This window comes from Streptomyces sp. NPDC032091 (assembly GCF_055580265.1).
Genome location: NZ_JBVILR010000012.1, coordinates 59,498 through 78,632, shown reverse-complemented (window position 1 = coordinate 78,632; position 19,135 = coordinate 59,498). Strand labels below are relative to the sequence as shown.

Here is a 19,135-nt window from a genome sequence, read left to right as displayed (position 1 = left end):
CCCGTGGTCGTCCGTGCCCGCGGATCGCCCCCGGCATGTCCGATGAGTACCGGGGGCCTCGTCGGTCTACCGTGCAGACCCGTTCGTCCCGGAGGGAGCGTCAGATGGCCGGTAGTGTGACTTTCGATCTCGGACCGCAGGTGGCCGCCGTGGCCCGGCTCGTCTCGGGTGTGCCCGAGAGTGGGCTCGGCGGGCGTACGCCGTGTCCCGCGTACGCGGTCGGGGACCTGCTGGGGCACCTCGCGGGGCTGGCCGTCGCCTTCCGTGACGCCGCCCGCAAGGACCTCGGTCCCACGACCGACACGCCCCCGGGCCCGCCCGCGCCGCCCCTGCCCGCCGACTGGCGCGAGCGGATCCCGCAGGCGCTCGGTGAGCTGGCCGAGGCCTGGCGGGACCCGGCCGCCTGGACCGGGATGACCCGTGCCGGCGGTGTGGACCTGCCCGGCGCCGTCGCGGCGGCCGTGGTGGCGGACGAACTGGTCGTGCACGGCTGGGACCTGGCCCGGGCCACCGGCCAGGAGTACGCCCCCGACGGCCCCGCGCTGCACGCCTCCCACGCCTTCCTGCTGGCGGCCGCCCAGGAGGCGGGCGCCGGCCGGGGCGTCTTCGGGCCCGTCGTACCGCTACCCGACGCCGCCCCGCTGCTGGACCGGACCGTGGCACTGAGCGGCCGCGACCCGGGCTGGACGCCGTAGGGGGCGCCGGCGCGGGTCGGGGCCAGGGTGCCGGGGGAACGGCTCGTGGGCGGAGAGGTGTCACCGCCCGGGAGGGAGCGGTTCAGCTCGTGCTCACCTCGCGTTCTGATGCCATGTGAAATATCACATGGCGTACGGACATGCGAACACGGCCCAGTACGACGAGAGAGAGAAACCGATGAACCGCTTGGCCCTCCTGGCCGCCGGCGCCGCAGGCCTGACCCTCCTCACCGCCGCCCCCGCCCTCGCCGCCACCCCGCCCGCCCCCGCCGAGGCCGTCACCTCCTGCGGCGCCTCCGGGCTCCAGGCGGGCCTGGCCACCAGGGTGTGCGCCGAAGTCACCGGCACCACCGTCGAGTTCCACGGCACGGTCGCCCTCGCCGGCCCGCCTTCCCCGGGCAGCCCGGCCCCCGCGCCCAAGCAGCTGTTCACGACCCTCTCCGTCGAGGTCGTCGGCGGCGGCGCGCCCGTCACCCGGGACCTGCCCGTCGTCTTCACCGCCTCCACCGTCGAGGTGCGCGGCCAGTCCCTCTCCGCCGCCTGCGGGTCGACCGTCCGCGCCGCCTTCGGCGTGGCCTCGTTCCCCTGGACGGCCAGGCCCGTCGTCCACGAGGTCACCCTCACCTGCTGACCGGCCCCGGCCCGGCCGCGCGCACGCCGGCGGACACCACCGCCGGCGTGTGCGCGGCAGCGCCGCGCGTACGGTGGACCCGTGAGGATCCTGCTGACGTCGGACACGCACGTACCGGCACGGGCCACACGCCTCCCCGAGGCGCTGCTGGCGGCCGTCGACGAGGCCGACGTGGTCGTCCACGCCGGCGACTGGACCGACGAGGCCACCCTCGACCTGCTGGAATCGAGGTCGCGCCGCCTGATCGCCGTCTACGGCAACAACGACGGCCCCGCCCTGCGCGACCGGCTCCCCGAGATCGCCCGCGCGGAGCTCGGCGGCCTGCGCTTCGCGGTCGTCCACGAGACCGGCCCGGCCGCCGGCCGCGAGCGGCGCTGCGCCGCCCGCTTCCCCGACACCGACGTCCTGGTGTTCGGCCACAGCCACATCCCGTGGGACTCCACGGCCCCCGGCGGACTGCGCCTGCTCAACCCCGGCTCGCCCACCGACCGCCGGCGCCAGCCGCACCACACCTTCCTGACCCTCACCGCCGTCGACGGCACGCTGGGTGACCCCGTCCTGCACCGCCTGCCCGCCCGGCCCTGACCGCCCGCGGCCCCGCCCCCCGGTCCGCACGGGCCCCCGGTCCGCACGGGCCCGGCCCGGGGCGTCAGGACTCGCGCTCCATGACCCGGCGGGCCGCCTCCGCCTCGGCCGCCGCCGGGGACAGCTCGTCCAGGGTGTCGAGCTCGTCGTCCGCCCCCAGCTCCTCCTCCCAGGCCGCCGCGAGCCGCTCCTGCTCGGCAGGCGGCCGGGCCGCCACGGCCTCCCGGTGCGCGGGGTCCAGAGCCGTCAGGAAGCGTCCGACCGAATCCGTCGGCATGCCGTTCTCCTTGTCGCCGTGCGGGAGGGCCGGCCGTCGCCCTGCTGCCGCGCCCGGCCCAGCATCGCGAACCCGCACCGGCGCCGTCGGCCGACACGTCCGGCCACCACCCGAAGAGCGGCGTGATCCGGCCACGCCCGGCGCTTCGACCGGAATCACCGGGCCGCGCCACTACGCTGGGGGGCCGTTCGGCGCCGGAACGTGACGACCGGGCAACCGGCCCACGATCGCCCCGGCGCTCCGGACGCTTCCGGAACGAGACGCGAGGGCCGATGGCAATCACACCAGGGCGCGGAGAACTCGACCTGCTCGGCGACGACGGAGCGGCGCCGGGGGGAGGCGAGGGAGGCGGGGAGGCCGACGGGGCCTGCGCCACCACCGCCCGGTTCTCCGCCGGTCCCGCCGCCCCGCCCCGTACCCTCGTCGACGTTTTCGCCGCCACCGTCCGCGCCCACCCCGACGAGCCCGCCCTCGACGACGGCACCGCGCGGCTGACCTACCGGGCCCTCGCCGCCGAGGTCGAACGCCGCCGACGGGTCCTCGCCGCCTGCGGGATCGGACGCGGCGACCGCGTCGGCGTACGGGTGCCGTCCGGTACGAACGACCTGTACGCGTCCGTCCTCGCCGTCCTCGCCGCCGGGGCCGCCTACGTCCCGGTCGACGCCGAGGACCCCGACGAACGCGCCCGGCTCGTCTTCGCCGAGGCCGGGGTCCGGGCCGTCCTGGGCGCCGGCCCCGGCATCGAGGTCACCGGCCCCCGCCCCCGCGAGCGGGTCCGCTCCGCCCCGCCCGCACCCGAGGACGACGCCTGGATCATCTTCACCTCCGGCTCCACCGGCAGGCCCAAGGGCGTCGCCGTCAGCCACCGCAGCGCCGCCGCCTTCGTCGACGCCGAGGCCGCGCTCTTCCTCGCCGACGAGCCGATCGGCCCCGGCGACCGGGTCATGGCCGGCCTGTCCGTCGCCTTCGACGCCTCCTGCGAGGAGATGTGGCTGGCCTGGCGCCACGGAGCCTGCCTCGTACCCGTCCCGCGCGCCCAGGTGCGCGCCGGCGCCGATCTCGGCCCGTGGTTGGTGGACCAGGAGATCACCGTCGTCTCCACCGTCCCCACCCTGGCGGCGCTCTGGGAGCCCGAACACCTCGACGAGGTCCGGCTGCTCGTCTTCGGCGGCGAGGCCTGCCCGCCCGAGCTGAGCCGGCGCCTGGTCACCGAGGGCCGCGAGGTCTGGAACACCTACGGCCCCACCGAAGCCACCGTCGTCGCCTGCGCCTCGCTCCTGACCGGCGAGGAGCCCGTCCGCATCGGCCTCCCGCTGAACGGCTGGGAACTCGCCGTGGTGGACGGGTCGGGCGAGCCCGTGCCGATGGGCGGCAGCGGCCAGCTCGTCATCGGCGGCGTCGGCCTCGCCCGCTACCTCGACCCGGCCAAGGACGCCGAGAAGTACGCCCCGCTCCCGTCCCTCGGCTGGCCGCGCGCCTACCGCAGCGGCGACCTCGTCCGCGCGGAACCCGAAGGCCTGGTCTTCCTCGGACGCGGCGACGAACAGGTCAAGCTCGGCGGCCGCCGCATCGAGCTCGGCGAGGTCGACGCCGCGCTCCAGGCGCTGCCCAAAGTCGCCGGCGCGGCCGCCGCCGTCCGCACCGCACGCGGCGGCAACCAGCTCCTCGTCGGCTACCTCGTCACCCAGGACGGCTGGGACCACGCGGAGGCCCTCGCCCGGCTGCGCGCCGAACTGCCCGCCGCGCTCGTCCCGTTGCTCGCTCCCGTCGACGCCCTCCCGACCCGCACCTCCGGCAAGGTGGACCGCGACGCCCTGCCCTGGCCCCTGCCCGACGCCGGCCACCCCGAGCCCGGCGAACAGCTGTACGGCACCGAGGCCTGGCTCGCCGCACAGTGGAGCGAGGCCCTCGGCGTGCCCGTCACCGGCGCCGACGACGACTTCTTCGCGATCGGCGGCGGCAGCCTCGCCGCCGCCCGGCTCGCCACCCTGCTGCGCACCCGCTACCCGGGCGCGTCCGTCCTCGACGTCTACCAGCAGCCCGTCCTGCGCAAGCTGGCCCGGCGACTGGAGAAGTCCGTACGGGAGGACGGGGCGCCCCGCACCGTCACCCCGGTCCCGCTCCGCTCCCGCGTCCTCCAGACGCTGCTGCTGCTCCCGCTGTTCACCCTGGCCGGCCTTCGCCGCACGGTGGTGCTGTTCGCGCTGGGCAACCTACTGCACCGGTTCGGGCCCTACCCGTGGGCACCGGCCGTCTCCTGGTGGACGGTCGCCGCCGGGGCGGTGCTGCTGCTGAGCCCGCCCGGCCGCCTCGCGATCGCGGCGGGCGGCGCCCGCCTGCTGCTGCGCGGGGTGGCGGCCGGACGCCATCCGCGCGGCGGCAGCGTGCACCTCAGGCTGTGGACCGCCGAACGGCTCGCCGAATGCGCCGGCGCGACCTCCCTCACCGGCGCCTCGCTGGAACGCTACGCCCGGGCCCTCGGCGCCCGGGTCGGCCCCGACGTCGACCTGCACTCCCTGCCCCCGGTCACCGGCATGCTGCGGCTCGGCCGCGGCTGCGCCGTCGAGGCCGAGGTGGACCTGTGCGGGCACTGGCTGGACGGGGACCAGCTCGTCATCGGCCCCGTCCGGGTCGGCGCGGGCGCCGTCGTCGGCACCCGCAGCCTGCTCTTCCCCGGCGCGCGGGTCGGCAAGCGGGCCGAGGTGGCCCCCGGCTCCGCCGTCGTCGGCCACGTCCCCACCGGCCAGCGGTGGGCCGGCGCCCCCGCCGTCGCACGCGGCCGGGCCAAACACGACTGGCCCCGCCCGCGCCCGCCCCGTCCCCTGCTGTGGCGCGCGATGTACGGGGCGACCGGCGTGGGCCTGACGGCCCTGCCGCTGCTCGCCGCCCTGCCCGCCCTGCTCGTCGCGGCCCGGTTCGTACCGGCCGGCGCCGGCCCCGGCCCGGCCCTGCGCGGGGCGCTGCTCGCGGTGGTGCCGGGGGCGCTCGCCTACGGGCTCGCGTACGCGCTGCTCGTGCTGGCCGGCGTCCGCGCGCTCAGCCTCGGCCTGCGGCCGGGCAGCCATCCCACGCACAGCCGGACCGGGTGGCAGGCCTGGGCGGTCACCCAGCTGATGGACCTGGCCAGGGACACGCTCTTCCCGCTGTACGCCGCCCTGGCCACCCCCTTCTGGCTGCGGCTGCTCGGCATGCGCGTCGGCCGCCGCGCCGAGGTCTCCACCGTCCTCGGGCTGCCCAGCCTCACCACCGTCGGCGACGGGGCGTTCCTCGCCGACGACACCCTGACCGCCCCCTGCGAACTCGGCGGCGGCTGGGTGCGGATCGGGCCGTCCCGGATCGGCCGCCGGGCCTTCCTCGGCAACTCCGGCATGACCGCCCCGGGCCGCGGGGTGCCCGACGACGGACTGGTCGGGGTGCTGTCCGCCACGCCCAAGAAGGCCAAGAAGGGCGGCTCCTACCTGGGCCTGCCCCCCGTCCGCCTGCCGCGCTCCGCGGCGGCCGCCGACCGCAGCCGCACCTACGATCCGCCCGCGCGGCTGCTGTGGGCGCGCGGCCTGGTCGAACTCGGGCGGATCGTCCCGGTGTTCTGCTCGGCGGCGCTGGTCGTTCTGACGGCCGCCGCGCTCTGCGCCCTGGCCGCGCCCGGCCGGCTGGGCCCCGGCGGAGCCGCCCTGCTGTCCGGCGCGGTGCTCCTGGCGGCCGGGACGGCCGCCTGCGCGGTCACCGTGGCCGCCAAGTGGCTGCTGGTGGGCCGCCACCGGGTGGGGGAGCACCCGCTGTGGAGCGCCTTCGTCTGGCGCAACGAACTCGCCGACACCTTCGTCGAGGTCCTGGCCGTGCCGTGGCTCGCCGGATCGGTGTCCGGCACCCCGCTGCTGACGCTGTGGCTGCGCGGGCTCGGCGCCCGGATCGGGCGCGGGGTGTGGTGCGAGAGCCACTGGCTGCCCGAGACGGACCTGGTGGCGCTCGGCGACGGCGTCAGCGTCAACCGGGGCTGCGTGTTGCAGACGCATCTCTTCCACGACCGGATCCTGCGGACCGATACTGTGGTGCTGCGCGAGGGCGCCACCCTGGGCCCGGGCGGGATCGTCCTGCCCGGGAGCACGATCGGAGCCCGCGGCACGGTGGGCCCCGCCTCCCTCGTCATGGCCGGGGAGTCCGTCCCCGACGACACCCGCTGGCTGGGCAACCCGATCGAGGCGTGGCGCTCCTGAACCCGCACCCGGCCGGACGCGGCGGCCCGGCCCACCGGCACCCCGGACGAGCACGGCGCAGGGAGCGGAAACGGCAGTGAACGGCCAGCAGACAGCGGCACCGGACCCGTACTTCCCGGAGAACGGCGACCCGCGCTACCGGGCGCACCGCTACGAACTCGCCCTGGACTACCGTCCCGGCCCCAACCGGCTCACCGGCCGCGCCCGGATCAGCGCGATCGCCGGGCCCCTGCCACTGGCCGAATTCCAGCTCAACCTGGCCGAGTTCAGGCTGGGACGGGTCCTGCTCGACGGCCGGGCCCCGCACTACACCCACCGGGCGGGCCGGCTCCGCATCCGGCCCGCCCGGCCGCTGCCCCCGGGCGCCGCGTTCACCGTCGAGGTGCACTGGTCCGGCAACCCCAAGCCGGTGCGCAGCCCCTGGGGCGGCATCGGCTGGGAGGAGCTCACCGACGGCGCACTGGTCGCCAGCCAGCCGGTCGGCGCCCCGTCCTGGTACCCGTGCAACGACCGGCCCGCCGACAAGGCCTCCTACCAGATCTCCCTCAACACCCCCTCCGCCTACACCGTGGCGGCCGGCGGCCGCCTCCTCACGCGGACCACCGGGGCCAGCACCACCACCTGGGTGTACGAGCAGCCGGCGCCCACCTCCAGCTACCTCGTCGGCCTCTCCGTCGGCCCGTACCGGACGCTGCCGCTCGACGGCGCCGGACCCGGCGAAGTCCCCCAGAACGCGCACGTGCCCGCGCGCCTGCTGCCGCGCTTCACCCACGACTTCGCCCGCCAGCCCGCCATGATGCGGCTGTTCGCGGAACTGTTCGGCCCCTACCCCTTCGGCGAGTACACGGTGGTCGTCGCCGACGAGGAACTCGACGTGCCCGTCGAGGCCCAGGGCCTGTCCACGTTCGGCGCCAACCACGTGGACGGCGACCGGGGTTCGGAGCGGCTGATCGCCCACGAACTCGCCCACCAGTGGTTCGGCAACAGCGTGACCATCGCCGACTGGCGGCACATCTGGCTCAACGAGGGCTTCGCCAAGTACGCCGAATGGCTCTGGTCGGAGCGCTCCGGCGGGCGCACCGCACAGGACCTGGCGGCCGCCGCGCACCGGCTGCTCGCCTCCCGGCCGCAGGACCTGCGGCTGTCCGACCCGGGCCGCAAGCTGATGTTCGACGACCGCGTCTACGAGCGCGGCGGCCTCGCCGTCCACGCGCTCCGCTGCGCCCTGGGCGAGGAGGCCTTCTTCCGCATGCTGCGGGACTGGGCGACGCGGCACCGGCACGGCGTCGTCACCACGTCCGGCTTCACCGCCCATGTGGCCCGGTACGCGTCCGGGTCCACGGACGGACTGTGCGCGGCCTGGCTCGACGAACCGGCCCTCCCCCCGTTGCCCCGCCCCGCGCAGGGCTCCTGACGGCCCGTCCGCCGCCCCGCCCCGGTCCGCTGTCGGACCTGGGACTTAGGCTGGGGGACCAGTCGGTGATCAAGGAGCGGTGCGGTGCGGATAGAGCGTCATCAGGTGGACGGAGCGGCTGTCGCGGCGGCCCTGGAGGACTTCGAGGACCGGTTCGGGGCACAGGTCCGCACGATGTCGCGGGGCGGGCGGATGGCCACGTACGAATGGCAGCTGCTCGCGGAGGACCTCCTCGACCACCTGGGCGCGCTGTCCGTCGCCGCGCCCGCCCTCGACACCCCGGAGGCCGGGGCCTACCTGAAGGACGCGGCCGCGGCGGCGGCGGGCGCGGTCTCGTACGCCGCCTACCACACGTACGACTCCTTCCACGTGTTCCTCGACCACGTGAACTTCGGGATGAGTTACCGGCCCGGCGGCGAGCGCGACGACCTGGACGGGGTCACCGCCGGGGAGTGGAACGACGCGTTCTGCCTCGGAGTCCTCGCCGACACCGTCCCGTCGAACGGGGAGGCCTTCCACTTCGCCCGCCAGGAATGGGACGGGAACGCCCCGGGCGACCCCACGACGGAGCTCGTCAAGGGCTTCCTGGCCCAGGTCCTCGGGGACACCGGGGACGAGGACGAGGAGTATCCGCCGAGCGACCGGGCGAAGCTGGCCGCCATCGACGCCGGACTGGAGCGGATCCGCGCTGCCGGGGGAGGCGGTGAGGGGCTCCTGGGGCGGCCCGAGGCCGTGGGGCTGCGGGTGCTGCGCGCCCTGGCCGCCGGCGATCGCGAGGCCTTCGACGCCGAGCTGACCGCGCTCCTGCTGCACCACAGCGCCCAGCCCGGCCCCGTCACCCGGCCGCGCAGCCTCCTCCCGCTGCTGCCACTCGCCCTGGCGGCGCTGGCGTACCGGACGCACGGCTGGCGGCCGGCCGTGGACACGGACTACCTGCCGCTCGCCCTGGTCACGGGCTAGGGGATGTCCGCAAAGTAGCGTCGTCCGCCCGCGGGGCAGGCGGGACTTTGCGGACACCCCCTAGGGAGCGGGCCTGAGGCACACCGCGCCGGCCGGCTCCCACCGCAACCGCACGACGCCGCCCGCGGGCGCTGCTCGTGGTGTCTCAGGTGCCGTCGACGAGGCGCTGGAGGCCCGGCGCGTACAGGTCGGCCAGCCGCTCGGGACTCGCGTGCGCCCCCGCACCGTCCGGGCGGTGCAGGCTCAGGGTGGCGCCCAGGCCCAGCAGCTGGCCGGCGATCAGCTCGGCCCGCAGCCCGGCGTCCGGCCCCGGCAGGGCGCCGGCCAGCCGGTCGGTGACCTGCTCGCGGAAGCGGGCCCGCAGCAGGGTGCGCTCGTCCTCGATGCCGAGGGAGAACACCACCCGCAGCAGCGGGTCCCCGCCGAGCCGGTCCCGCAGCCCGACCATCGTCAGCACCAGGTGCCGCCCGAGCTCCGGCAGCGGGGCGGCGAACAGCGCGTCGGCGGCCGCGCCGAAGTCGGCGACCGTGTTGAACAGGGCCTCCTTGCTGCCGAACCGCTTCACGATCAGCGAGGGGCTCACCCCGGCGGCGGCGGCGATGCCGCGCATGGTGACCTCGGCGTACGGCCGCAGCGTGAACGCCCGGCGCGCGGCCCGCACGATGGCGTCGCGGCCGTTCCCGGCGCCCGCCTCCGCCCCGGCGGTGGCGGCCCGCGCGGCGGTGGGTCCGTCGGTGGTGCTCATGCGCTCTCCCGGGCGGCGGTCGCGGACGCGGACACCGTGACCGTACCGTCCTTCGCGCCCCGCCCGCGCGGCCGGTCCGACGGCAGCGACAGCGTGGCGACCAGCGCGGCGAGCGCCGCCCCCGCGGCGATCAGGAAGACCAGCAGGTAAGCGTGCAGGGTCGGGGCCGTGCGGCCGCCCGCCGTGAACGTCAGATGGGCCAGCACGGCGGCGACGACGGCGCTGCAGCAGGCCTGCCCCACGGACCGCATCAGGGTGTTCAGGCCGTTGGCCGCGGCCGTCTCGCCCACCGGCACCGCCCGCATGACCAGGGCGGGCAGCGCCGAGTAGGCGATCGCCGTGCCCGAGGAGACGACGGTCGCGCCTGCCACGATCAGCCAGAGGCTGTGGCTGGTGTAGAAGCGCACCACGTAGCCGACGGCCATGACCACGGCGGCGAGCGCGAGGGCGGTGCGGGGCCCGTACGCGGCGGAGATCCGGGCGGAGACGGGGGAGAGAGCGACCATGGCCAGGCCGCCCGGCAGCAGGCACAGGCCGCTGACCACGAGGGACGCGCCGAGCCCGTACCCGGTGCTGGCGGGCTCCTGCACCATCTGGCCGGTGACGAGGGAGTTCGCGTAGAAGGCGAAGCCGATCAGCAGGGCCGCGACGTTCGTCAGCAGCACCGCCGGCCGCGCCGAGACCCGCAGGTCCACCATGGGGGAGCGGGTGCGCAGCTCGTAGCGGCCCCACAGCAGGCCCACGGCCACGGACGCGCCCAGCAGGCCCAGGGTGCGCGCGGAGGTCCAGCCCCAGTCGGCGCCCTGGGTGATGGCCAGCAGCAGTCCGACGAGGCACCCCGTCAGACCGAGGGTGCCCAGGAGGTCGAAGCGGCCGGGGGAGCGCACCGGGGACTCCGGGACGATCCGCAGCACCAGGACCAGGTCGAGCAGCCCGAGCGCGGCCGAGGCCCAGAACATCGTGTGCCAGTCGAAGTTCTCCATGACCACCGCGGCGACCGGCAGGCCGATGGCGGCACCGATGCCGAGGGTCGAGCTCATCAGGGCGATCGAGGGCAGCACCCGCTCGGCGGGCAGCTCGTCGCGGATGATGCTGATGCCCAGCGGGATCACCGCGAGGGCCGCGCCCTGCAGGGCCCGGCCGGTGATCAGGACCCCGATGTGGGAGCTGACGGCGCAGAGCACCGAGCCGAGGGTGAGGACCCCGAGCGAGGCCAGCAGCACCCGCCGCTTCCCGTACATGTCCCCGACGCGCCCCAGCACCGGTGTGAAGACGGCCCCGGTGAGCAGGGTGATGGTCACCAGCCAGCCGGCGGCCCCCGGGCTCGCGCCCGTCAGCGTCGGGACGTGCGGCAGCAGCGGGACCACGAGGGTCTGCATCACGGCGACGACCACGCCGCAGAAGGCGAGGACGGGAACGACGAACCGGGCGTACGGGGAGGCGGCCGAGGGGGACGCGGGGGATATCGCGGAGGGCATGCTGCTCCAGAGGGGGAGGAGAGCGGGGCACCCTGGGGGTGCACGATTGTTCACCCCCAGGGTAAACGACTGTGCACCCCCGCGTTCTCCCCCCGCGTCCTCCCCCCGCGTCCTCCCCCCGCGTTCTCCCCCCGCGTCCTCCCCCCCCGCGTCCGCGCGCACGCGGCGCTGTACGGACCGTCGGTGCGGCGGTCCGTACAGCGCATCGGACGAGCGGCCGGTCAGTCAGCCGCAGTCGTCATACCCTCCGCCCCAGTCGTCATCGTCGTCGGACCAGCCGTGGCCGTGGCCGTAGCCGGAGTCGTCGTCGTCCCAGCCGCCACCGTGGCTCGAGTAGGTGACCGCGTGGGTGGGCGCCGCCGCGGAGGCCGTGCCGGCCGCGCCGAGTGCGGCGCCGCCTGCCAGCAGGACTCCGATCGCGGACGCCGCGAAGAGCCGCTTCACTCTCAGTGCTTGCATGGTTCAGAACCCTTCTCGTCACTGCGCCGATTCACGGCGCGAAGCGGTGTGCGCCTCCTTTCGCCAACAGCACGGAGTTTTTTCCTCACACCCGATAAACGCGTGGGGGGCGTATCCGCCGTCAACGTGACCGTTCGGGCCACGGACCCAAGGGCTGGACCGCTCATTCACCAGGCCGCCTGCATCCCCGCAGGTGAAATCCCTGTTCCCGCAGTGGCGGCCGTCTCCTGACCATGCTAGTCACCTACCTGTGAGTCGTCACTTCGGGCGGCGGCCCGGTGCCGAGCACCCGAATTCCCGTGAAGGGGTGTGCCGCTGTGGAGCAGGAACGTACGACGTGCTGCGTGGTGGGGGGCGGGCCGGCCGGCATGGTGCTGGGGCTGCTGCTGGCCCGGGCCGGGGTCGAGGTGACGGTGCTGGAGAAACACGGGGACTTCCTGCGGGACTTCCGCGGCGACACCGTGCACCCGTCGACCCTCTCCCTCCTGGACGACATCGGGCTCGCCGAACGCTTCGCCGCGCTGCCGCAGCGCCGGGTGTCCTCCGTCCAGCTGCCCATCGGCCCGGACCGGTCCCTCGTCACGGTCGGCAACCTCGCCGCCCTGCACGGCACGTACAACTACATCGCGATGGTGCCCCAGTGGGACCTCCTCGACCTCCTCGCCGACGAGGCGGCCAAGGAACCCTCCTTCCGGCTCCGCATGGACACCGGCGCGACCTCCTTCCTCATGGAGCGCGGACGGGTCACCGGCGTGCGCTACCGCACCGCCGACGGCCGCACCGGCGAGCTGCGGGCCACCCTCACCGTGGCCTGCGACGGGCGCGGCTCGCTCGCCCGGGCCCTGCCGGAACTCGGACTGGAGGGCTTCGCCTGCCCGATGGACGCCTGGTGGTTCCGCCTGCCGCGCCACGAGGACGACCCCAGCGGGCTCGTCGGCGGCCTCGGCGACCGCTTCTTCACCGCCCTCATCGACCGGGGCGACTACTGGCAGTGCGCGGCCCTCATCCCCAAGGGCACGGACGCCGAACGCCGCGCCGAGGGGCTGGAACGCTTCATGACCCGCTTCACGCAGGCCGCGCCGTGGCTGGCCGACCGCGCCGGCTCCGTCACCTCCTGGGACGAGGTCAAGCTCCTCGACGTCCGGCTCGACCGGCTGCGCCGCTGGCACCGGCCGGGACTGCTGTGCATCGGTGACGCCGCCCACGCCATGTCGCCCGTCTTCGGCATCGGCATCAACCTGGCCGTCCAGGACGCGGTGGCCGCCGCCCGCCACCTCGTGCGCCCGCTGCGCGCGGGCACCGTGGGCCTGCACGACGTGCGTCGGATCCAACTGCGCCGCTGGCCCACCACGGTGGCGACGCAGGGCCTCCAACGCCTGGCCCACGCCCAGGTCATCGAACCCCTGCTGGCGGGCCGAACGGCCTTCGGCGACCCGCGCCGCGCGAAGCGGATGACGGAACTGGTCACGGAGTCCCGCTGGCTCAATCGCGTTCCCGCGTACTTCATCGGATACGGAGCCCTGCGCGAGAAGCCGCCGAAGGAGTCCCTGCGCTGACCCTCCGCGCGGCGGTGTGGAAGTAGGGTCTCCGTTTATTCGGACTGGCTGGATATGATCGGCATCCTCACCCCACGGGGCCGTGTCGGCAGTTCCCCCATGCCCTCGTCCGGACGGCCCGTCCCCCCCGCTCCCGAGGACCGATGTCTGCGATGGCACCCGAAGGCCCACCGAGCCCGCCGCCCGTCCGGCGCCGCCGCACCGTGCGCCTGCGCACGCTGCTCGTCTGTCTGGCCGTCGTCCCCACCGTGGCGATGGGGGCGCAGACCGCCCTCACCGCGCAGCGCCTGCTGGCCCAGTCGGAGCACCTGCGCGCCGACGTGGAGGCCGGCGAGCGGATCGGGGTGCCGCTGGTCAGGCTGATGAACGAGCTCCAGGCCGAGCGGGCGATGTCGGCGGCCCGCTGGGCGGGCTCGCCCGTCACCGACGAAGCCCTGCGCGACAAAAGAGCCGATACCGACCGGGCCGCCGGGGAGTTCCGCCGGATATCGGGCACCGGCGGCGACCCCGCCCAGGGTTCGGAACACGGTCCCGAGGGCTCCGGCGAGGGACGCCTCGGCGCCGTGGGCGGACGGCTCGACCTGCTGACCGCGTACCGCAAGCGCGTGGACTCCCACAGCGGCAGCGCCGAGCAGACGGTCGGCTACTACACCGGCGTCATCGACGACATCATCCGCGCCTACCAGGATGAATTCGGCCACGCCGAGGACACCGAACTCTCCCAGGAGAGCCGGCCCGCCGTCTCCCTCTTCTCGGCCACCGAGATGGTCGCCCGCGAGGACACCGCCCTCGCGCTGGCCGGCCCCTCCCGGGAACTCGCGGCCACCGGCTTCTCCCAGTTCCTCAACGCCGTCGGCACCCACCGGTACCTCTACGACACCTGGATCGTGCCGTACCTGCCGCCCGCCGAACTGGCCGCGTACGACAAGCTCACCGCCTCGGACGCCTGGCAGGCCAAGCTCCGCGTCGAGAACGCGGTCATCGCCAACCACAAGGACACCGCGACCGGCGTCAAACTGCCGGCCGACGTCGACGAGTGGCCCGCCGCGTACCGAACGTTCGCACCGCGCCTGGCCGAGCTCAACACCGACCGCGCCCGCAGCGTGTTCGACGACGCCGACGCCAAGGCCTCCGAGCTGGAGGCCGAGGTCACCTGGCTGATCGCGGCCAGCGGCGGCGCCCTGCTGCTGGTCACCGCGGTCGTCGTCCTCACCACCCGGTCGGTCCTGCGCCGGCTCGACCGCCTGCACGGCCGTACGGTCGCCATCGCCGAGGAGACCCTGCCCGACGTGGTGGCCCGGCTCCAGCGCGGCGAGCCCGTCGACGAGTCGGCGCTGCCGGCCGTGCGCGGGCGCCAGGACGAGGTCGGCCAGATCGCCGACGCCTTCGCTCGGGTGGTCGCCGCCTCCGTCGACGGGCACCGGCAACTCGCCGCCGAACGGCACGGGTTCGGCCTGTTCGCCTCGGGCATCGCCTCGCGCACCGGGAACCTGGTCAGCCGGCAGCTGAGCCTGACCGAGGACCTCCAGGACACCTTCGGCCACGACGAGGCGCTCCTGGCCCAGCTGATGCGCTCCGACCAGCTGACGGTGGGCATGCGGCGCCAGATCGAGAACCTCCTCATCCTCGCCGGCGGCGAGATCCCCGACCCCCACACCGACCCCATGCGCGTCGCCGACCTGCTGCGCGAGGCCGCCGCGGAGGTCGAGGACTTCCGCCGCATCGAACGCCAGGCCCTGGACGAGGCGAGCGTGCAGCCGCACGCGATCAGCCAGATCAGCCACCTGCTGGCCGAACTCCTCGACAACGCCACGCGGTTCTCGCCCCCGCGCTCGAAGGTGGTCGTCCGCGCCGAACTCGTGGCGGACGGGCTGTCCGTCGAGATCGAGGACCGCGGACCGCGCGTCTCGCCGGCCGGGTACGAGGCCATGAACGAGCGCCTGCACTCGGCGCCGCCCTACTCCGTCCTCGCCGAGAACGCCCACCGCCTGGGCCTCTTCGTCGTGGGCCACCTCGCCGACCAGCTCCAGGCCCGTGTCACGCTGCGCCGCTCGGTGTACGGGGGGACGGCGGCCGTGGTGATCCTGCCGGACGCGCTGCTGACGCCCGCGGCGGAGCCGCCGAGGCCCGCCCGCGCACCGCGGCCCCCGGCCGCGCCCGAACCCGCCGCCGCGCGTGCACCCGTAGCCGTGCCCGTACGGGTCCCCGTACGCGGCCGTACGCCCGAGGCCGAGGCCGAGGGCGAGCCCGGGCCCGAGGCGGCGCCGGCTCCCGCGGCCGCACCCGTACCGCCGAGGCCCGAGCGGGCGCTGCCCACCCGCGCCAAGGCCCCCGCCGACGCGCGGCCGGCCCTGCCCGAGCGCGTCCCGCAGACCCATCTCACCCGGCAACTGCGCGGCCCCCGCGCACCGGAGCCGGAAGGCGGCCCGGACGCGGCGACACCCGAAGAGGTGGCCGACGCCTGGGCGGACTACGAAGAGGGGACCAGGAAAGTGGAAGCAGAGCTCGGAGCGGACCAGCCATGACGACGACATCCAGTGACATGATCTACGGCATCCTGGACAACAACCTGAGCCGGATCGCCGGCATCCAGGGAGCCGTGCTCCTGTCCAACGACGGCATCAAGCTCAGCGCCTACCTGCTGGAGCGGGACCAGGCCGAGCGCATCGCGGCCGCCTCCTCCGGCATCGCCGCCACCATGAAGGCGATATCCCGGGAGATCGACGGCGGCCGGGTCATCCGCCAGCTGGTCGAGATGGACGACCGCTACCTGTGCGTTGTCGGCTGCGGGGAGGGCAGCACGCTGATCGTGGTGACCTCCCGCAAGGCCCGGCTCGGCGAGCTGGGCGGCGAGGCCGTACGGACCGCCCAGGCGCTCGGCGAGTGGCTGGGGACCCCCGAGCGCACCTCCGCGCCGACCGCGTAATGCCGGACGAGCCGCAGCGCCGAAGCCCTCGCCGGACCCGGCTGTACGCGCTCACCGACGGCCGCACCACCGCCGCCCCGCAGACCGTCCTCACGATGGACACCACCATCGTGGCGGCGGTCCCCGCGGACGACGACGACCCCGGCCTGGCCACCGAATGGCGGGCCGTCCTCGCCCTGTGCGCGCCGCCCGCCGGGATGGCGGTCGCCGAGATCGCCGCCCGCATGCACATGCGCCTCACCCCGATGACGCTGCTGCTCGGCGAACTCGCGGACCGCGGGCTGATCGACCACCGGGCGCCCCTGGAGGGCGCCGAGACCACCAATGTCCACCTGCTCATGAAAATCAGGGACAACCTTGCCCGGATATGACACCTCCGACGCCTCCGCCGCCCCGGGTGCGTCCCCGGTCAAGATCCTCGTCGCCGGGGGGTTCGGAGTCGGCAAGACGACCCTGGTCGAGGCCGTCTCCGAGATCGAGCCGCTGCGCACCGAGGAACGCCTGACCAGCGCCGGCGTCGGGGTCGACGACCTGGACGGCATCGAGTCCAAGACCCTGACCACCGTCGCGATGGACTTCGGCCGGATCACCCTGGCCGACGCCGGGGTCGTCCTCTACCTGTTCGGCACGCCCGGCCAGGAGCGGTTCTGGTTCATGTGGGACGACCTGCTGAGCGGGGCCCTGGGGGCGCTCGTGCTGGTCGACACCCGACGCCTGGACCGGGGCTTCCCGGCGATCGACTTCTTCGAGAGCAGGGGGCTGCCGTTCGTGGTCGGCGCGAACTGCTTCCACGGCGAACAGCCCTACACCGCCGAGGAGATCGCCGCGGCCCTGCACCTGCGGGATCCCGCCACCCCGGTCCTGCTGCTGGACGCCCGCTCCCGTACGCAGGCGCGCGACTGCCTGCTGGCCCTGCTCGACGTGGTCATCGCCCGGGCGGGAGCCCCGTCCGGGGCCTGAGCGGGCAGCCCAGGGCGCCGCCCTCCTCCAGGAGGACCCGCAGGGCGTACTCGGCCGCCCGGTGCCGCAGGAACACCTGGGCAGGGGTGCCGGCCGCGAGGTACCGGGCCGCGGCGGCCCCCCTGCGCGTCGCGTCGTCCCGCGTCTCGCGCCAGCCGTGCGCGGTGCGCCGTACGGTGCCGTCCCACGCGGTGTAGCGGGCCATCCAGAACCAGCCGGTCCCGGCGCGGCAGCACCCCCAGAGCACCGCGTCGAGGCCGGCGTCCTCCCGGTCCTTCCCGTCCTGCCCGTGCGCCTGTGTCTCCCGCGTCACGTGCGTCCCCCCGGTTTCGGTCCTGGTTCGGACCGCAGGCTAGGTCAGGGCGGCGGGCGCCAGGGAGTCCGGGTTTCGGCCAACCTGGAGGACGCCGGCCCCCCGGCGGCGGGTCAGGACCGGCTCGGCTGCGGGGCCGGGGAGGCCGCGCCCGCCGACGGGGAGGGGCTCGGCGTCGGGTCCACGGTGCAGACGACCTCGTCGCGCGGGGTGTAGTGGGTGCGGAACGTCTCCCGCTTCACCTCCTGGCCCTGCCGGACGAACACGCGGTCCACCGCCACGTCGAACCCTTCGAGCGGGGTCTGCGCCTCGCAGTCCGGGCCGGAGGCCTCGCGCCTGCCGGGCGGGGTGACGTGCGTACGGGGGCCCAGGGTGGCGCGTACCGCGTCGTACTCCTTCGTCCCGAGCAGGGTGATCGTCACCGAGGTGTCGGTGGACTCGGCCCGGATGGTCAGGGGGTGGCCGGAGTCGTTCCGCCAGCGCAGGTCGAGGGTGCCCCAGGCGACGGTGGCCTCGCGGCCCTCGGGGTACCGCTCGATGTAGAAGGAGTGCGCCCCGTGCTCCACGAACGGCGCGCCCGCGAAGAACACGGCGTTGTACACGGCCGTGGCCACGCTGGAGACGCCGCCGCCGGGCGCCTTCACGTACCGGCCGTCGTTGATCATGACGCCCTCGACGAAGCCGTTCTTCTCGGTGCGCTCGCCGACCGTCCGGTTGAAGCTCCACGTCTGGCCCGGGCGGACCACCGACCCGTTGATCAGCTCGACGGCCCGTCCGATGTTCGCGGTCCGGTACGGGGCGGCGGGGAAGTGGACGGTGAAGGAGGACACCTCCTGCGGGGCCGCCGCCACGCCGACACCGCCGGCCACCACACCACGGGCCGCCGCACGGCCGGCCACTGCCCCGCCGGCCACCACGCCGCCGGCCGCCGCCCCGGCCGGCGCCGGGACCTCGGCGCCGGCGGCGTGGCCGGCCGGGATCAGCAGGGTGAGGCCGAGGCCGAGTACGGCGGCGCCCGCCATCGCGGGCAGGCCGATCCGCCGGTGGTCCGTCAGGCGGTGTGCGCGTCGCATGTCTCTCCTGGGGCGGGGCTCGGGGGATGGGTGCTGCTCGGGGTACGACCGCCGACAAGGATCCCGCCATCAGGGTCAAAAGGGACAAAAATGTGCCCGTTCTCACGCCGGGCGGAGCGGTGGAGGACCGAGGGGAGGGCGGGGGAGGCCGGTGGGAGGCGACGGCGGCGCGGGCGCTAGCGTGATCATCATGTACGCGATCAAGGGCGTGAACGCCACGCCGGGCGGACCGGTCACCGTCCGGTTCCACGACCACGGCTACGTCGTCACGCCGGACCGGCGACGCGGCTCCCTCGCCGAGACCCTCTTCGGGGAGGGAGCGGGCTGCCTGACCCTGGTGGTCCTGCTCGCCTCGGTCGCCCTGTTCGGCCTGCTCCGCAAGGCGGGAGCCCCGGAGGCCGCCGTCACGGCCTGCCTGTGGGCGGGCATCGTCTCGCTCTGCTACGGGGTCCTCATCGTGGCGGCGCAGTGGGCCGGCGGGGTGCTCGTGGACCTCCTGGTCCTGCTGTTCGCCGTGGTCACCTTCCCGGCGCTGCTGATCCCGGGCTACCGGCGGGCGCTGCGCCGCCGGCGGGGCGACGGCCGGCCGGAGGGCGACCCGGGCTGGGTGCCCGCCACGGCCCTCGCCGGAGTGTGGCACCAGCCCGGCCCGCAGGGCGGCGCGGTGGTCACGGTCCAGCGCGCCGACGGGACCGTCACCGCCTACGTCCCCGCTCCCGAACGGGCCCGGGACCTGTACGAACGCTTCGACGCCCTGCTCCGCGCCGGCCGCCCGCCCGCACCGTGGCCGCAGGCCCCGTACCAGCCCTGGCAGGGACAGCCGCCCCGCCCCCGCGGCTGATCCCGCGC

The 19,135-nt window shown here is 75.2% G+C and carries 17 protein-coding genes and 1 pseudogene; 12 read left to right on the top strand and 6 right to left on the bottom strand.

Features of this window, described 5'->3' with window-relative positions; genetic code table 11:
- Window positions 1-104: 104 nt before the first annotated feature.
- The 3 genes from ACZ5NJ_RS20440 to ACZ5NJ_RS20430 all read left to right on the top strand — a co-directional run bounded on the left by ACZ5NJ_RS20440 (window position 105) and on the right by ACZ5NJ_RS20430 (window position 1,911).
- Entirely contained in the window at window positions 105-695 is a 591-nt protein-coding gene (locus tag ACZ5NJ_RS20440; protein ID WP_468766459.1) for a TIGR03086 family metal-binding protein, read from the top strand.
- 178 nt (window positions 696-873) lie between these two features.
- Complete coding sequence (locus ACZ5NJ_RS20435) at window positions 874-1,326, top strand: hypothetical protein (protein WP_468766457.1); 453 nt, start codon at window positions 874-876, stop codon at window positions 1,324-1,326.
- Window positions 1,327-1,407: 81 nt separating this feature from the next.
- On the top strand, window positions 1,408-1,911 hold the full coding sequence (locus ACZ5NJ_RS20430) for a metallophosphoesterase family protein (protein ID WP_468766456.1): 504 nt from the start codon (window positions 1,408-1,410) through the stop codon (window positions 1,909-1,911).
- Between the two features lie 64 nt (window positions 1,912-1,975).
- Here the strand turns inward: ACZ5NJ_RS20430 and ACZ5NJ_RS20425 are convergent, their stop codons facing one another.
- Window positions 1,976-2,188, bottom strand: coding sequence for a hypothetical protein (locus ACZ5NJ_RS20425; protein ID WP_468766455.1), 213 nt, complete (start codon window positions 2,186-2,188; stop codon window positions 1,976-1,978).
- A gap of 272 nt (window positions 2,189-2,460) precedes the next feature.
- Here ACZ5NJ_RS20425 and ACZ5NJ_RS20420 point away from each other — a divergent pair, with 272 nt between their 5' ends.
- From ACZ5NJ_RS20420 to ACZ5NJ_RS20410, 3 genes are all read left to right on the top strand, one after another.
- Window positions 2,461-6,402: a Pls/PosA family non-ribosomal peptide synthetase gene (locus ACZ5NJ_RS20420; protein WP_468766454.1), complete on the top strand. Its 3,942-nt coding sequence runs from the start codon at window positions 2,461-2,463 to the stop codon at window positions 6,400-6,402.
- Between the two features lie 76 nt (window positions 6,403-6,478).
- Window positions 6,479-7,816, top strand: a complete 1,338-nt coding sequence (locus ACZ5NJ_RS20415; RefSeq protein ID WP_468766453.1) for a M1 family metallopeptidase — start codon at window positions 6,479-6,481, stop codon at window positions 7,814-7,816.
- Window positions 7,817-7,921: 105 nt separating this feature from the next.
- Window positions 7,922-8,776, top strand: a complete 855-nt coding sequence (locus ACZ5NJ_RS20410) for an Imm49 family immunity protein (protein WP_468766452.1) — start codon at window positions 7,922-7,924, stop codon at window positions 8,774-8,776.
- A gap of 145 nt (window positions 8,777-8,921) precedes the next feature.
- Here the strand turns inward: ACZ5NJ_RS20410 and ACZ5NJ_RS20405 are convergent, their stop codons facing one another.
- The 3 genes from ACZ5NJ_RS20405 to ACZ5NJ_RS20395 all read right to left on the bottom strand — a co-directional run bounded on the left by ACZ5NJ_RS20405 (window position 8,922) and on the right by ACZ5NJ_RS20395 (window position 11,458).
- Complete coding sequence (locus ACZ5NJ_RS20405) at window positions 8,922-9,521, bottom strand: TetR/AcrR family transcriptional regulator (RefSeq protein WP_468766451.1); 600 nt, start codon at window positions 9,519-9,521, stop codon at window positions 8,922-8,924.
- Entirely contained in the window at window positions 9,518-10,999 is a 1,482-nt protein-coding gene (locus tag ACZ5NJ_RS20400) for an MFS transporter (RefSeq protein ID WP_468766450.1), read from the bottom strand. The genes ACZ5NJ_RS20405 and ACZ5NJ_RS20400 overlap by 4 nt, the downstream gene beginning before the upstream one ends.
- A 225-nt stretch (window positions 11,000-11,224) precedes the next feature.
- The gene (locus tag ACZ5NJ_RS20395) at window positions 11,225-11,458 is read right to left on the bottom strand and encodes a hypothetical protein (RefSeq protein WP_468766449.1); all 234 of its coding nucleotides are present in this window, start codon (window positions 11,456-11,458) and stop codon (window positions 11,225-11,227) included.
- A gap of 317 nt (window positions 11,459-11,775) precedes the next feature.
- Here ACZ5NJ_RS20395 and ACZ5NJ_RS20390 point away from each other — a divergent pair, with 317 nt between their 5' ends.
- The 5 genes from ACZ5NJ_RS20390 to ACZ5NJ_RS20370 all read left to right on the top strand — a co-directional run bounded on the left by ACZ5NJ_RS20390 (window position 11,776) and on the right by ACZ5NJ_RS20370 (window position 16,900).
- On the top strand, window positions 11,776-13,014 hold the full coding sequence (locus tag ACZ5NJ_RS20390; RefSeq protein ID WP_468766448.1) for an FAD-dependent oxidoreductase: 1,239 nt from the start codon (window positions 11,776-11,778) through the stop codon (window positions 13,012-13,014).
- Window positions 13,015-13,157: 143 nt separating this feature from the next.
- A complete protein-coding gene (locus ACZ5NJ_RS20385; protein WP_468766447.1) occupies window positions 13,158-15,539 on the top strand; it encodes a sensor histidine kinase in 2,382 nt (793 codons plus the stop codon).
- Window positions 15,536-15,940 carry a roadblock/LC7 domain-containing protein gene (locus ACZ5NJ_RS20380; RefSeq protein ID WP_079423415.1) on the top strand — a complete coding sequence of 135 codons (405 nt, stop codon included), beginning with the start codon at window positions 15,536-15,538 and terminating at the stop codon, window positions 15,938-15,940. The genes ACZ5NJ_RS20385 and ACZ5NJ_RS20380 overlap by 4 nt, the downstream gene beginning before the upstream one ends.
- Window positions 15,940-16,311, top strand: a complete 372-nt coding sequence (locus tag ACZ5NJ_RS20375) for a DUF742 domain-containing protein (protein ID WP_468766446.1) — start codon at window positions 15,940-15,942, stop codon at window positions 16,309-16,311. The genes ACZ5NJ_RS20380 and ACZ5NJ_RS20375 overlap by 1 nt, the downstream gene beginning before the upstream one ends.
- On the top strand, window positions 16,298-16,900 hold the full coding sequence (locus ACZ5NJ_RS20370) for a GTP-binding protein (RefSeq protein WP_468766445.1): 603 nt from the start codon (window positions 16,298-16,300) through the stop codon (window positions 16,898-16,900). The genes ACZ5NJ_RS20375 and ACZ5NJ_RS20370 overlap by 14 nt, the downstream gene beginning before the upstream one ends.
- On the opposite strand, the gene ACZ5NJ_RS20365 is transcribed toward ACZ5NJ_RS20370, so the two are convergent.
- Both ACZ5NJ_RS20365 and ACZ5NJ_RS20360 read right to left on the bottom strand, forming a co-directional pair.
- Window positions 16,866-17,213 carry a hypothetical protein gene (locus ACZ5NJ_RS20365; RefSeq protein ID WP_468766444.1) on the bottom strand — a complete coding sequence of 116 codons (348 nt, stop codon included), beginning with the start codon at window positions 17,211-17,213 and terminating at the stop codon, window positions 16,866-16,868. The genes ACZ5NJ_RS20370 and ACZ5NJ_RS20365 overlap by 35 nt on opposite strands.
- Before the next feature lie 113 nt (window positions 17,214-17,326).
- Window positions 17,327-18,049, bottom strand: a pseudogene (locus tag ACZ5NJ_RS20360) (VanW family protein); the annotation flags it as partial.
- 427 nt (window positions 18,050-18,476) lie between these two features.
- Here ACZ5NJ_RS20360 and ACZ5NJ_RS20355 point away from each other — a divergent pair.
- Complete coding sequence (locus tag ACZ5NJ_RS20355) at window positions 18,477-19,127, top strand: hypothetical protein (protein WP_468766443.1); 651 nt, start codon at window positions 18,477-18,479, stop codon at window positions 19,125-19,127.
- Window positions 19,128-19,135 lie beyond the last annotated feature (8 nt).

What these genes read in the sequence shown, in the direction of transcription:
- ACZ5NJ_RS20440 (WP_468766459.1), top strand. Translation starts at nt 105, where the DNA reads ATGGCCGGTAGTGTGACTTTCGATCTCGGACCGCAGGTGGCCGCCGTG.
- ACZ5NJ_RS20435 (WP_468766457.1), top strand. Translation starts at nt 874, where the DNA reads ATGAACCGCTTGGCCCTCCTGGCCGCCGGCGCCGCAGGCCTGACCCTC.
- ACZ5NJ_RS20425 (WP_468766455.1), bottom strand. Translation starts at nt 2,188, where the DNA reads ATGCCGACGGATTCGGTCGGACGCTTCCTGACGGCTCTGGACCCCGCG.
- ACZ5NJ_RS20420 (WP_468766454.1), top strand. Translation starts at nt 2,461, where the DNA reads ATGGCAATCACACCAGGGCGCGGAGAACTCGACCTGCTCGGCGACGAC.
- ACZ5NJ_RS20405 (WP_468766451.1), bottom strand. Translation starts at nt 9,521, where the DNA reads ATGAGCACCACCGACGGACCCACCGCCGCGCGGGCCGCCACCGCCGGG.
- ACZ5NJ_RS20400 (WP_468766450.1), bottom strand. Translation starts at nt 10,999, where the DNA reads ATGCCCTCCGCGATATCCCCCGCGTCCCCCTCGGCCGCCTCCCCGTAC.
- ACZ5NJ_RS20395 (WP_468766449.1), bottom strand. Translation starts at nt 11,458, where the DNA reads ATGCAAGCACTGAGAGTGAAGCGGCTCTTCGCGGCGTCCGCGATCGGA.
- ACZ5NJ_RS20385 (WP_468766447.1), top strand. Translation starts at nt 13,158, where the DNA reads ATGTCTGCGATGGCACCCGAAGGCCCACCGAGCCCGCCGCCCGTCCGG.
- ACZ5NJ_RS20380 (WP_079423415.1), top strand. Translation starts at nt 15,536, where the DNA reads ATGACGACGACATCCAGTGACATGATCTACGGCATCCTGGACAACAAC.
- ACZ5NJ_RS20375 (WP_468766446.1), top strand. Translation starts at nt 15,940, where the DNA reads ATGCCGGACGAGCCGCAGCGCCGAAGCCCTCGCCGGACCCGGCTGTAC.
- ACZ5NJ_RS20355 (WP_468766443.1), top strand. Translation starts at nt 18,477, where the DNA reads ATGTACGCGATCAAGGGCGTGAACGCCACGCCGGGCGGACCGGTCACC.